3 protein-coding genes are annotated in these 14,664 nt (G+C 67.9%); all 3 read right to left on the reverse strand.

All coding sequences use genetic code 11. The annotated features are described in order from the left end of the window. Positions 1–33: 33 nt before the first annotated feature. The 3 genes from SB771_RS26700 to SB771_RS26710 are packed head-to-tail and all read right to left on the reverse strand — an operon-like array spanning position 34 to position 14,659. Positions 34–9,144 carry a non-ribosomal peptide synthetase gene (locus SB771_RS26700; protein WP_175662093.1) on the reverse strand — a complete coding sequence of 3,037 codons (9,111 nt, stop codon included), beginning with the start codon at positions 9,142–9,144 and terminating at the stop codon, positions 34–36. After that, positions 9,141–13,055 (reverse strand): non-ribosomal peptide synthetase, encoded by a 3,915-nt coding sequence (locus tag SB771_RS26705; RefSeq protein WP_175662092.1) that lies wholly within the window; start codon positions 13,053–13,055, stop codon positions 9,141–9,143. The genes SB771_RS26700 and SB771_RS26705 overlap by 4 nt, the downstream gene beginning before the upstream one ends. Then, on the reverse strand, positions 13,043–14,659 hold the full coding sequence (locus tag SB771_RS26710; RefSeq protein WP_175662091.1) for an MBL fold metallo-hydrolase: 1,617 nt from the start codon (positions 14,657–14,659) through the stop codon (positions 13,043–13,045). The genes SB771_RS26705 and SB771_RS26710 overlap by 13 nt, the downstream gene beginning before the upstream one ends. Positions 14,660–14,664: the final 5 nt, after the last annotated feature.

Below are 14,664 nucleotides of genomic sequence, written 5' to 3' on the forward strand. Positions count from 1 at the left end.
GGCGCCCGCCGGTCAAACCCCGCCCGGCCCGCATCACGTTTTCTCCTCGAGCGCATCGTCGGCGGTGACTTCGGGCGTGCGCTTCAGGCGCAGGCCGACCCGGACCTTCGGGCTCGCGGCGGGCGCATGGCCGGAGAGCGAAATGCGATCGACCGGCGTGGTCGGATCACGGAGAAAGACGTCGTGGATCTCGAGCAGTCGATCGCGCATCGCGGCGATGGTCGCGGGGCGGAACAGGTGGGTGTTGTAGATGAACTGGATGAGGTGCCTGCCATCGCTTTCCACGATCTGGAAGGACAGGTCGAACTTGGCCGTGGTGTCCGTCTGCGAGCGGTCCGTGATGCGAAGGCCCGGCTGAGGCGCCGGCATCGAAATGTGGTTCGCTTGAATGTCGAAGATCGGGAAATGGCCCGCCGGGGTGCGGATCCGCAGATCTTCCAGCAGGACATCGAACGGATAGGACGCGTGCTCCAGCGCTTGCGTGGAGGCTTTCGCCACACCGTCGATCACTTCTTCCACGGTCGCGGATTGCCGCACCGGCACGCGGAGCACGACGGTGTTGAGGAACACGCCGATCTGCGATTCGAGCTGTTCGCTGTCGCGCCCGGCCGACACGCTGCCGATGACGATGTCCTCACGCCCCGTGTAGCGGTGCATCAGCACGCAGAACGATGCGAGGAGCACGGCGTAGAGCGACGTATGGTGAGCGCGGGCCAGCTTCGCGAGCCCTTCCACCCGCGGGCCCGACAGTTCGACTTCGAGCGTCTGCCCGGCATGACCGGGCCGCTCGGGGCGCGGGTAGTCGGATGCCAGTTGCAGGCGGGGCAGCGGCGGCGCGAGTTGCTCGAGCCAGTACGCGCGATGCGCGGCGGCACGCGCGCCTGCCAGGCTGGCGTTGTGCCACGCGGCGTAGTCGCGGTACTGGATCGAAAGCGGCGGCAGGTCGCGTCCCGCATACAGCGCATGCAGATCGTCGGTCAGCACGCGAATCGACCACGCATCCGATATCACGTGGTGCATGTTCAGCAGCAGCAGGTGTTGCTCCGGTGAGAGCCGGACCAGCTTGACGCGAAAGAGCGGTCCCGTCGCGAGATCGAATGGCTGCTCGCTTTCCGCGCGGATCAGCGTATCGATCGCTTGCGGCCCGGCATCGTCCGCGAGGTCCACCTGCTCGACGCGGAAACCGGAGGCTTCGCGGGTGAGGATGCGTTGCCGCAGATCGCCTTCGATCATCGCAAACACGGTGCGCAGGCTCTCGTGCCGATCGACCAGCATGTCGAACGCACGCACGAGACGCGCCGTATCGACGGCGCCGTCCAGTTGCAGCGCACCTGCCATGTTGTACGTGGACGGATCCGCGCCGCGGCTGGCGAGCCAGATCCGCTTCTGGGCGCGAGACACCGCGTACGACGATTGCGCGGCAAGGGCCGGGATGATCGCGTCGACACCGGCGTCGTCGGCGGGCGTGGAAGCCAGCTTCCGCGCGAGCGCGCGTGGCGACGGCGCATGGAAGATATCGGCGACCGCGACGTTCAGTTTCAGTTCGCGCCTGATCCGGCTGACCATCTGGATCGCCTTGAGGCTTTGGCCGCCATGCTCGAAGAAATTGTCGTCGACACCGCCCGGCTGGCGGCCGAGCACCTCCGCGAAGATGCGCAGCAGCGCCGCCTCGACCGGCGTCCGCGGTTCGACCGGCACGCCGTCGGGCACGGACGCGGCCTCCGGGAGCGGCAGCGCGGCGCGGTTGATCTTGCCGTTCGGCATGACGGGTAGGGCCGGCAGCAGCATCAAGGTGTCGGGCACCATATGCGCCGGCAGTGTGTCGCGCAGTGCATCGCGCAGGCGTTTGGGCGTCCAGCCGGTGCCCGACGCGTAGCCGCACAGAGTCTTTTCCGCGTCCGGCGTGTCGCGGACGACCACGACGGCGTTGGAAATGCCGGCAAGACCGGTTAGCGCGGTTTCGATTTCGCCGAGCTCGATGCGATAGCCGCGAATCTTGACCTGGAAGTCGCGGCGTCCGAAGAAGTGGAGATTGCCGTCCGGCCCGAAGCAGCCGACATCGCCGGTGCGATACAGGCGCGCGCCCGGTTCCGGACTGAACGGGTCGTCGCGGAACACCGCCCGGGTGCGCGCTTCGTCGAACAGGTAGCCGCGCCCGACGCCGGCGCCGCCGATGCAGATCTCGCCCTTGACGCCGACCGGGCAGAGGTTCATGTCGGCATCCACGACGTAGAGGCGCAGGTTCTCGATGGGGCGGCCGATCGGAATCGCCGGCAGATCCGGCGCGCGCTCCATGCTGTAGTGCGCCACGGAGTCCGACGCTTCGGTCGGCCCATAGGCGTTGATGAGCCGGACCCCCGGATTCAGACGGAACCACGCTTGCGCGGAAGCAGGCTGCAGGGTTTCGCCGATGGTCAGCAGCGTGTCGAGGTGCGGGAAAGCCGGGGCCGCATGCGTTTCCAGCTCGCCGAGAAAGGTGGCCAGATAAGACGGCACGAATTGCATCGCCGTGATGCGGTCGCGCTGAAGGCGGTCGATCAGGCGCGCGGGCTCGAGGATCACGGCATCGGGATAGATCACGGTCGTACCGCCCGACACCAGCGCCGCGAAGCACTGCCAGACCGAAATATCGGAGCAGTGCGAAGCGGTCTGCGCGACCGCGCTCCGCGCGCCGAGTTCGACCCGGCGCGCCATGGCGAGCACGTGATTGAGCATGCCGCGATGCTCGACCATCGCGCCCTTCGGTTGGCCGGTCGAACCCGACGTGAAGATCACGTAGGCCAGGTCCACGGGCCGGCAACGCGGCGTCACGGGTGCCGGCGCCCCGGCGCCGTGAGGGGCGGGCAGTCGGGCGGGATCGACCAGCGGGATCGACGCCAGGGCCGGCGGCGGCACGCAGTCCGTGGCGACGATGACCGTCGGCCGGGCCAGCGTCAGGATGGTCTCGACCCGCTGGGCCGGATAGGCCGGATCGACCGGAACGTAGGCCGCGCCGCACTTCCAGATGGCCAGGATCGTTTCCAGCATCAGCGGCGAGCGCGGCATCCAGACGGCGATCCGGTCGTCCGGCTGGATCGCCGCTGTCTGCAGCAGATGACCGGCGATCCGGTTGGCGCCCTCGACGAGATCCCGATAGGTGCGGACCTCCGTGCCGTGGCGGACCGCAATGCGCTCGGGATGAGCGGCGGCCGCGGCCTCGATCAGGTCGGGCAGCGTCCGGTCGGACGGAACCGGCGCGACGCTGTCGTTCCAGTCGAGCAGGATGGCGTCGCGGTCGTCCGCGGTGAGGAGCGGAATGCCGCGGTTCGGGCGATCTTCCGCACCGGCCAAGCCGGCGAGCAGCGTTTCGACATGGCGCAACAGGCAGACGATCGTGTCGCGGTCGAACCGGCCATTGTCATACAGCACTTGAAGCGACAGGCGCTTGCCCGGCGTCACGACCAGGGTCAGCGGGTAATTGTTCGGATCGGACACCTGGAATTCGCCGATCCGCAGCCCAGGCAGCGCATCGGCCAGCGCTTCCTCGACCGGATAGTTCTGGAAGATGAGCAGGCTTTCGAAGAGCGGCACGCCGGGCGGCAGGCCCGCGAATGTCTGAATGTCGGCCAGCGGATAGTGCGCATACTCCTCCTGCTGCGCGAGATCCATCTGCAGCTGGGCGAGCCACGCGGACGTCGGGCGCGTGTCGATGCGGACCCGCACCGGCAGCGTGTTGATGAACAGCCCGACCATCTCGTCCGACGCCGGCAGCGACGCCGGTCGACCGGAAACGATCGTGCCGAACACGACGTCCGCTTCGCCGCTATAGCGGCCCAGCAACTGCGCCCACGCGCCCTGGGCGAGCGTGTTGAGGGTGATGCGGCGCGTTTGCGCGAAGGCGACGAGCCGCCGCGTCTCGCTTTCGGAGAGCAGCAGCTGTTCTTCCACATAGGCGCCCGGCGCGGCCGTGCCGTCGAGTTCGGGGCGTCCCAGCACGAGCGGCGTCGTGGTCGGGAAATCCTCCAGCTTCGTCTTCCAGAAGCGTTCCGCCGCGGCGGCGTCCTGGCGCGCCAGCCAGCGCACGTAATCGGCGAAGGCGGGCGGCGCGGCGCGCTGCGGGGCGGCTTCGTCCGCCAGGTCCTGATAGGTGGCGGCCACTTCGCTCAGGAGCCGGGCGGAGCTCCACCCATCGAGCAGGATGTGGTGATGGCTCCAATGGAAGCGCCATGCGTGATCTTCCACGCGCAACAGCGCGAGCCGCATCAGCGGCGCCCGGGTAAAGTCGAAGCCGCGTGCCCGGTCTTGCGCCACGTAGGCCGCCCAACGCCGCTCCGCCTCCTCGGCGGACGCCGCGCGCAGATCCTCGTCATGCCAGGGCAACTCGATACGGCGATGCACGACCTGCACGGGGCTTTCGATTTCTTCCCAGTGAAACGAGGTTCGCAGGATGTCGTGCCGGTGCGCCACCGTCTCCCACGCGCGGCGGAATCGTTCGACGTCGAGTGCCCCGTCGATACGGAAATCGAGGCTGCTGAAATACGCATCCGATGCCGGTTCGTACAGGCTATGGAACAGCATGCCCTGTTGGGTCGGCGTCAGCGCGTAGACGTCGGCGATCTCGTGCGGTATGACCGAGGCCAGCGCCTGCGGCAGCGCATTCGGCGGCTGGCCCAACGCGGGCCCGGCCGATGCGGACTGGACGGCATGGTCGGCGACCAGCGATTCGAGCGCCGCGATGTAGGCATGCGCTACGCGCCGGATGGTGTCGGCGTCGTGGCAGGCGCGGCTGAATTCCCATGCAACGTGCAGGCGGTTACCGGTCACGTAGGCGTTGATGTCGAGCAGGTGCTCGCGCAGCTGGTTCGCATCGCGGCCGTCTCCGCTCGGCTCCGCGGCCTGTTTCCAGTCGCGGGCGGCGTTCAGCATCTGGTCGGTCTGACCCAGGTAGTTGAACAGCAGCCGAGGCCGCGGAACAGGGCCGTCGAGCCGGTCCCGCAGCAGACCGTAGGTGAGGCCCGCGCTCGGGACGGCGCGCAATTGCGTCTTGATCGACGCAACCAGGCGAGCCGGGTCGTGCGAGCCGGCATCGACCGTCAGCACGACCGGGAACAGGGACGTGAACCAGCCGACCGTGCGCGAGATGTCGAGATCCGCGATCAGTTCCTCGCGCCCGTGCGCTTCGAGATCCACCAGCACGTCGGCGCATCCGCTCCAGTCGCTGACGGCACGCGCGAGCGCGGCCAGCAGCACGTCGTTGATCTGCGCGTCGTAGGCGCGGGGCGCGGCGCCCAGCAAGGCCGCGGTCGCGGATTCGCCCAGCTCGACCACGATCGTTTCGGCGGACGACACGGAATTGGCGGCAGCCGTTGCGGCACGATCGAGCGGCAGGCCGGGCAGGGTGGCGCGCGCCAACGCCTGCCAGTGGGCGAGGTCGGCGTCGGCGGCGCCGGAGCCGGCCCAATCCGAGATGGCCCGGGTCCATGCGGTCCACGTCGCGCCGCCGCCCGCGAATTCGGGGGCCTGGCCGTGGCGCAGGCGGGTATAGGCGTCGTACACGGTTTCGAGCAGCGCGCCCCATGACACGCCGTCGATGACCAGATGATGGGCGACCAGCAGCAAGCGCAGCGATCGGCCTTCGTCGACGCGGAACAGGTCCGCGCGCACGACGGGGCCGTCCGACAGATTCAGGCTCGCATGAGCGTGCGCGACGTGCTGCGCGAGTTGATCGCGTCCGATCTCGACTACGCCGACGGGAATCTCCGGATCGTCGACGACTTCCTGGATCCAGCCGGACTCGCCCGCACGAAAGCGCAGCCGCAGCGCGTCATGCCATTTGACCGCGTGCCGCAGCGCCTGGCGCAGCAAGACCGGATCGACATCCGCCGGCACGTCGAGCAGGACCGCCTGGTTGTACTGGTCCTGGTCGTCCTTGCGCTGCGCGAAGAAGTCCTTCTGGATGGGCGTCAGCGGCAGCGGGCCGGACGACGCGACGAACTCCGCCGCGCCGAGCGTGGCGCGGGTGGCCACGGCGGCGAGTTCGGCAACCGTCGGATGCTGGAAGATGAGCCGGGTGGTGAGCTTCAGCCCTGCCTTGGCGGCCAGCGACACGATGCGCATGCTGAGAATCGAATCGCCGCCCAGCGCGAAGAAATTGTCGTGGATGCCCGGCGCCGGAATGCCCAGCGCTTCGCCCCAGAGGCGGCACAGCAGCGTCTCGGTGGGCGTGCGGGGCAATGTCGGCGCCTGTCGCGCGGCGGACAGCCGCGCGCGGTCCAGCGGGGGCAGCGCGTTGCGGTGGATCTTGCCGTTGCCGCTCAAGGGCAGCGCGTCGAGCACCACGTAGATGCCGGGCACCATGTAGTCCGGCAGCGTGGCGGACAACGCGGCGGCAATCTCCGCATCGCTCAGCGACGCGCCGGCGCGGAACGCGACGTACGCGCACAGCGCGGCGCGGCCGGCGTCGTCGCGATAATCGAGCGCGGCCGCCTGGCGGATTTCCGGAATGGCGGCCAGCGCGTTGTCGATCTCCCCGAGTTCGATGCGGTAGCCGCGGATCTTCAGCTGATGGTCCTTGCGGCCGTAGAGCACGATCGAACCATCGGGGAGATAGCAGCCGATGTCGCGGGTGCGGTACATGCGCACACCGCGGTCCGCGCGGAACGGATCTTCGAGGAACGCTTCCCGCGTGCCGGCCTCGTTGTTGAGATAGCCACGGCCGACGGCGACGCCGGATACGCACAGTTCGCCGGGAACCCCGATCGGGCACAGGTTCATCTGCGGGTCGACGACGTAGATGCGCACGTTGCGGACCGGCTTGCCGACCGGTACGTAAGGCGTGGTCGGCGCGCACGTCATGCGGTGCTGCGCGACGTCGTCGGACGCTTCGGCCGGGCCGTACGCGTTCACCACCGCGATGTCCGGGAACAGGTCGAACCACCGTTTCACCAGGGCCGGGCTGACCATCTCGCCGGTGACGAGGAGGTGCCGCAGGTGCCGCATCAGCGCGGGCCGTTCCGACGCGTGGTCGAGCACGGCGGACAGATAGGACGGCACCAGTTCGAGGATGCTGATCCGCGCGGCTTCCAGGGTCGCGACGAAAGACGCCGGGTCGCGGATGCACGCGTCGTCGACGATCACGGTCTTGCCGCCGACGAGCGGCGCGGTGAAAAATTGCCAGACCGAAATATCGAAGCAATGCGGCGCGGTTTGCGCGATCACCGACGACGCCGAGATCGAAAACTCGTCGATTTCGGCGAGCATGTGATTCAGCATGCCGGCGTGCTCGACCATCGCCCCTTTGGGCTTGCCGGTCGAACCGGACGTGTAGATCACGTAGGCGAGGCTGTCGGGCGACACGGGGCGGCCGGGATTGGCGTCGTCGACGATATCGGTGGCGGCGTCGAGCGACACGACCGGCGCGAGCGTGGCCAGCTCGGGCGGCAGGAGGCCGTCGCAGGTCATGACGAGCGCGGCGCCGGAATCCTCGAGAATCGTGCGGATGCGGGCCGCCGGATAGTCGGGGTCGATCGGGATATAGGCGGCGCCGCACTTCCAGACCGCGAGGATCGCCTCCATCAGGCGCTCCGACCGGTGCATGCAGATTGCGACCAGCGCGTCCGGCCGCAGCTCGACGGCGGCCAGCAGGCGGTGAGCCGTGCGGTTGGCGCGGGCGTTCAGCTCGCCCGCGCTCAGGACGATATCCCGGTACTCGACCGCCGGCCGCTCGGGGTGGTCCGCCGCGGCCTGTTCCAGGCGATGCACCACGGTGCGCGCGGCGTCGAACGGCACGTCGGTGTCGTTGAAGGTGTCCAGCAACTGCCGGCGTTCGGCCTCGGGCAGCATCGGCAGGCGCCCTAGCAGCCGGTTCGGATCGGCCGCGAATGCGTCGAGCGTCGCGGCCACGTGGCCCAGCATCCGCTGCATGGTGTCTTCATCGAAGCGCCGCGGATCGAACGACAGCTCCATCTTCCAGTCGTCGCGCGCCGTCACGACGAATTCGAGCGGGATGTCGGCGCGGTTGTAAAGCTGCACCTCGTCGACCGCCAGGCCATGCGCGCCGTGCGTCAGCGACGCATCGAGCGGGTAATTCATGAACGTGATGTTGCTTTCGAACAGCGGCGTCGTCAGCGGCACTTCGCTGCAGCGCTGGATATCGGGAAGCGGGGTGTGCTCGAACTGCGCACGGGCGGCCACGCGCGCCTGGATCATCTTCAGCCAGGCCGCGAGCGGCTGCCGCGGATCGACCCGCACCCGCACCGGCACCGTATTGATGAACAGGCCGAGCATGGTTTCGATCCCCGGCAGGTTGGCGCCCCGTCCGGACACGACGGCGCCGAACACCACGTCGGTTTCCCCGCTGTAACGCGACAGCACGAGCGCCCAGGCCGCTTGCGCGAGGGTGTTGAGGGTGACGTGATGCCGGGCCGCGAATTGCCGCAGGCGCGCGCTCAGGTCGGCCGACAGGTCGGCCTGGACTTGCGCGAGGCCCTGGCCGAAGCGCTCGCCCGCTTCCGCGCGCGCTGCCGTGGGCAGCGGGGTCGGCGAGCGGAACCCTTCGAGATAGCGCGTCCAGTATTGCTGCGCGGCTTGCGGTTCGCGCTGCTGCAGCCACTGGATGTAGTCGCGATAGGGGCGCACCGCGGGGAGCGCCGGCGGCACGCCGCGCGTGAGCGCGCCATAGACCTCGAAAATTTCCTCGATGACGAGCGACAGGCACCAGCCGTCGGCCAGGATGTGATGGTGGCTCCAGCTGAACAGGTACGCGTCGTCGGCGACGCGCGCGAGCCGGCAGCGCACGAGCGGCGCGCGATCGAGCGCGAAGCCCTCGGCCAGATCGTTGTCGAGATGCGCGCGCCACCGCGTGCGCTGTTCGTCTTCCGGCAGGTCGCGCCAGTCGTCCTCCACCCACGGCAGCGCGGCATGTGCATGCACGACCTGCATGGGCTTGTCGAATTCCTCCCAATGGAACGACGTGCGCATCACCGGATGCCGATCGACCAGCTGCTGCCATGCGGCATGAAACAGCGCGGGGTCGAGGCTGCCGGTGATCCGGCAACCGAGCTGGTTGAAGCTGCTTCTCGTGCCGGGCGAGTGCACGGCATGAAAGAGCATCGCCTCCTGCATCGGGGAAAGCTCGTAGATATCGGCAATGGTGGGGGATGTCACGATTTGATCCTTGAGACAAGCGCGTCCAACGCTTCCTGGCTGATGCGCGCGGCCGGAAAGTCCGTCGGGCTCAGCCCGCGCGGGTCGCCGCCGCTGGCCGCGACGATCGACAGCAGACGGCTGCGGTAGCACTGCGTCAGCTGCGCGATGACGTCCGGCTCGCAGGCTTCCCGGTTGTAGTGCCAGGTCAGGCGCAAACGCCCGTCGCACACCATCCCGTCGATCTCGAAAAGATGGCCGCGCCGCGCGCGCGCGCTGTGCTCGGGGCTCTGGAAGTCGAGCACCGGCTTCCAGCCCGTGTCGTCGGTCAGCACGCGATCGATCTGGCCGAGATAGTTGAAGCGCACCGGCGCCGGCGGCTGCCGTTCCAGTGCTGCCGCGATGCCGGCGTCCTTGCCGAGGTAGCGTGCGATGCCGTAGCCGAGCCCGCGCATCGGCACCGCGCGCAACTGTTCCTTGACGTTGCGCAACGCCTCGGCCGCCACGGTGGCGTCGCCGGCACTCAGGAACACCGGATAGTGCGCGGTGAACCAGCCGATGGTGCGCGACGTATCGACACCGTCGAAGAGGTCCTCGCGGCCGTGGGCTTCCAGATCGACGACCAGCGAAGCGTTGCCGGTCCAGTCGCCGAACGCGAGCAGCAGGGCCGTCAGCAGGACTTCATTGATCTGGGTGTTGAACGCGCGCGGCACGTCCTGCAACAGCGCGAGCGTCTGCTGGGCGTCGAACTCGATGAACGTCGAGCCGGCTTCGGCGACGGTGCCGACCGGCATGTCGTCGAAGCCGGACGGTTCTTCGGCGTTCGCCTGGAGCCAATAGTCCAGTCCGTCGAGCGCGCTCGCGCCGAGTTCGGACAGGCGCGTCGACCAGTCGCGCCAGGCCGTCGTCCGGGCCGGGAGCTGTACCGCTTCGCCCGCCTCGAGCTGGCGGCACGCCGTGTACAGGTCTTCGAACAGGATGCGCCACGAGACGCCGTCGATCACCAGGTGATGCGCCACCACGAGCAGGCGCTGCGGCTCGCCGGGACCGAACTGGAACAGGTGGGCGCGCAGCAGCGGCGGCGCGGACAACGTGAAGCTTTCCTGCATGCGGGTGGCGGTCGCGAGCATCTCGGCCTGCCGCACGGCGGGCGCCGCGCCGGCCAGCGACGTGACGCCGAGCGGGATCGCCAGCGGCGGCGCCGCATGCGATTGCTGCCACGCGCCGGCGACGCGCTCGAAACTCAGCCGCAGCGCGTCGTGATGCGTCGCGACGGCCGCGAGCGCGTGCTCGATCACGTCCGGCCGCAGCGACGCGGGCACCTCGATCATGGTCGACTGGTTGTAGTGGTGCGGATCCGCCACGTCTTGCGCGAAGAACCAATGCTGGATCGGCGTCAGCAGGGCGGGACCGACCACCGGCTCCTGAGGAATTCTGATGGGTGGCGCATCCACGACGACCCGGGCGAGGTCGGCGATGGTCGGATGGGCGAAAAACTGATCGGCGGTGAATCGCAGGCCGACTTGCTGGGCCAGCGACATCACCTGAATGAGCAGGATCGAGTCGCCGCCCAGTTCGAAGAAATTGTCGTGCACGCCGATCGGCTCGCGGCCCAGCACCTCCGACCAGATCGTGCCCAGGCGCGCCTCGACGTCATTGGTCGGCGCGGCATACTCGGTTTCGCTCGCCACGGGCACCAGTTCCAGCGCGGCGAGCGCCTTGCGGTCGGGCTTGCCGTTCGGCGTCAGCGGCAGCCGTTCGAGCGTCACGATCGATGCCGGCACCATGAACTCGGGCAGGCGTTCCTTCAGGTATTCCCGCAGGCCGGCGACGCTGGCCGTCGCCGTCTCGACGCAGGCCACCAGCTGCCTGTGCTGCGGCGTGTCCTCGCGCACGAACACGATCGCGTCCGCGACGTCGGCGTGCTGCCTGAGCGCCGCTTCGATTTCCCCCATTTCGATGCGATAGCCGCGAATCTTCACTTGCATGTCGCGGCGCCCGGTGACTTCCAGGTTGCCGTCAGGCAGCCAGACGCCGAGGTCGCCGGTACGATAGAGGCGCTCGCCCGACTCGAACGGGTGGTCGACGAAAGCGGCGGCGGTCAGGTCGTCCCGGCCGAGGTAGCCGCGCGCCAGCGCGATGCCGGACACGCAGATCTCCCCCGTGCAGCCCTCGGGCGCCAGTGCCCCGTGCTCGTCGAGCAGGTACAGGTGCGTATTGTGGATCGGCCGGCCGACCGGCAGACGGGCGCCGTAGGCGATTGCCGGATCGACCACGTAGTCCGCGATGCAGACGGTGGCCTCGGTGGGGCCGTACGAGTTGTGGCACGTGCGGGTGCGAGCCAGCTCGCGCAGATCCGCCACGCGGGCGTTGTCGCCCGCGCTGATGATCCGTTTCACGGCGCCGAGCGCGTTCCAGTCGAGCGCGGCGAGATAGGCCGGCGTCGCGTTGACGGTGGTGACGCCCTGCTGCGCGATATATTCGACGAAACGCGGCACGTCCCGGATCACGGCAGGCTTCGCCAGCACCAGGCGCGCGCCCGCGAGCAGCGTGACGAAAATCTCCATGATCGAGCCGTCGAAGCCCGGGGAGTAGAACTGGACGAACCGGTCGGCGGCATCGAAACCGAAGGCGTCCACATGGTATTGCGCCATGTTCAGGAGGCCTGCGTGTTCGAGCACGACGCCCTTGGGCACGCCCGTGGAGCCGGACGTGTAGATGATGTACGCGGCGTCGTCCGGCCGGACCTCGACCTGCGCCGACGCCGATGCGGGCGCCAGCGTGTCGAGCTGAAAGTCGAGGGCGAACATCGGAATCGCCCAGAAATCGGCGAGCAGCGGCAGGTGTTCCGAGTGCGTCAGCAGCGCCTTGACCTTCGCGTCCTCGATCATGAAGCGCAGGCGCTCCTGCGGAAACTCCGGGTCGAGCGGCAGATACACCGCGCCCGCCTTGAGCGCGCCGAGCAGGCCGACGATCCAGCGCTCGGAACGGTCGGCCACCACGCCCACCACGTCGCCGCGTTCGATCGCGTATTCCGTGAGCAGGAAGCTCGCCAGCCGCGACGCCTGATCGTCCAGTTCGGCATAGGTCAGCGATGCGTCGGCGGTCGCCACGGCGATGCTGTCCGGCGCGGCCGCGACCCGTTGCGCGAACTGCGCCAGGAAGGTGCCCTGCACCGCGACGGGCGCCGCATGCGAGCGAAGTCGCGCACGTTCGTCGTCGTCGAGCAGCGAGACGATGTCGAGCGGCGCATCCAGCGTGCCGAAGCCGGCCAGGACGTTGCGCAGGTGTCGCGCGACATGCTGGAGATAATGCAGCGTGAACGCCGTCGGCCGGCCCGTCAGCACGATCTCGTAGCGCTCGCGATGCCGGATCTCGATCGACAGGTCGTGGTCCGCCGACGCCCAGTTTTCGTGAAGACCGTCGAAGCGCACGCCTACGTTGGTCGTGCGGCGTTCGCCATGCAGCTTGTGCGCCAGCGCGGCGATCGGAAAGTCCTGATACGAATAGCTGCGCTGCACCCTGTCGCGAACCTGGTTCAGATACGCGCGCACCGTGGGGCCGGGCTGGATCGCGTCGAACAGCGGGACGGGGTCGGCGGAGCCGCTCGCGGGTTCGACGATCAGGTGCGGGGACTCCACGAACAGGCCGGCGGTGCCGTCGTAGCGCCCGAGGACACGGAACAGGGCCGCCAGCAGCACGACGAAAGCGCCCAACGCCTGACCGGCAGAGAGCTTCTCCAGCACCTGCGATGCGTCGCCGTCGAGCTCGAACGTCAGTTCCGGTGCCGGGCCGAGCGGCAGCGCATAGGCTTGCCACGCCTGCTGAAGCCGGAAGTCTTCGTCGATGCGACCGAGCGCGTCGCTCCAGAACGCCACGTGTTCCTGGTATTGCCCGCTGGTCGAGAGCGTGTTGAGATTCAGTTCTGACACAGCACGATCTCCCTCGTCGCGTACAGGATTTCGGAATCGATGCCCTTGGCCTTGCAGTGCGCGACGAACTGTGTGGACTGGATATGGCTGGGCGAGTTTTCGTCGAAGGTGTTGTCGAGGAGGTAATTCAGCCACGGCTCCTGACCCATCGCGTAGACATATGCTGCGTTGAACGCGAAGTCGTCCACCAGCGCGGCGGCCTCGCCGAACTGGCAGCCGCGCGCCCGGCGCGACTGATCGATGTCGCGCGGCAGCGCCTTCGGAAACAGCGGGCCACAGACCCACGACGGCGGCGCGCCCTCGGTTTCCATCCCGACGAACAGGGTGTCCGGCTTGCCCGCGACGCGAAAGACATGCTCGTAAAGGGTGGGGTCGAGGTTGCACGAATCGGCGACGCACAGCACCGAGCGCGTGCCGAAGCGGATCATGAAGCCCTGCTTGCTCTGGATCGCCAGGTCGTTGTGTTCGCCCAGGAACGGAATGGCGGTGATGGCGCCGTTGGTCACCTTGATTTCCTGAGCATCCCGAACTTCCAGCACGTCGTCGAAGCCGAGCTTGCGCAACGCCAGTTGCAGTGACGGATCTTGCGGAAAACCGTCCAGGTTCCTGCCGACCACCACGGTCTTGACCTTGTGGCGAAGCTGCAGCAGCGTTTCCAACACGATGTGATCGTGATGGCTGTGCGTGATCAGCACGTAGTCGATCTGGTCCGGCAGGTCGGCGAAGGTATAGCGCGGCAGCGCGGTGTCGTAGCCGTAGCTGATCACCGGATCGATCAGGATGCTCACGCCGCGGCTCTGAATCAGCAGGCACGCGTGGCCGTAGTAACGGATGCGGATGTCGTCGCCATCGAACGAACGATCCGGTTTCGGTGCCGGCGCCTCCTCGACGAAGAACGAGCGGAACAGCGGCTCGTCCTTCTCCTCCACGCGCATCAGATCGACGATTTTCGCATAGCTGCCGGGCGTGTCGCGCATGCGGAACAGCACGTCGAGCGCGCGATCGTCGAAGGCCGTGTTGCTGAACACCGTGCGCTCGTCGCTGAGCCGGGGCGTGCTGAGAATGAATGGCCGGGGCGTGTGCTCGTCGATCGCCGACAGCGCGATGCTCTGCGCGTCGCGCACATAGAGCGGGCTCGCGTACAGCAAGCTCTCGTAGACCCGGAAGGACGGGTTGTGATTCAGGTCGTAGTAGATCTCGACATAGCCTTTCAACACCTCGGGAATCTGCGGGTAGAGCGGGTCCGACGCCATCCCCTTGGCCTGTTCCAGCAGCAGCGTGGAGAATGCCTTGTAGGCCTTCGCCAGTTCCAGTTGCCCGGTCGCGCGCCGGGTGGTCTGCTCGATCAGCGCGCGGATTTCGTCGACGCGCTTGCCGTCCAGGTCGAGGAACGGGCCGCCGCGCATCGCCGGATCCTTGCACGCCGCCGCATGCATCATCGGCGATGCGACATAGGACTTCATCAGCGGCAGGAACCGCTCGGCCACGTTGAGTGCGGCGGTCAACGGCGGAAGCGTGTGAAACCACGCGTACCAGCCGTTGATCAGCGGTTCGAACTGGATGTTTTGCCGCAGGTAGACCTGCGTGTTGGACGAAATGGTCAACGAAG

Origin of the sequence: Burkholderia sp. SIMBA_051 (assembly GCF_046534915.1) — a bacterium.
GTDB classification, from domain to species: Bacteria; Pseudomonadota; Gammaproteobacteria; order Burkholderiales; family Burkholderiaceae; genus Burkholderia; species Burkholderia ambifaria.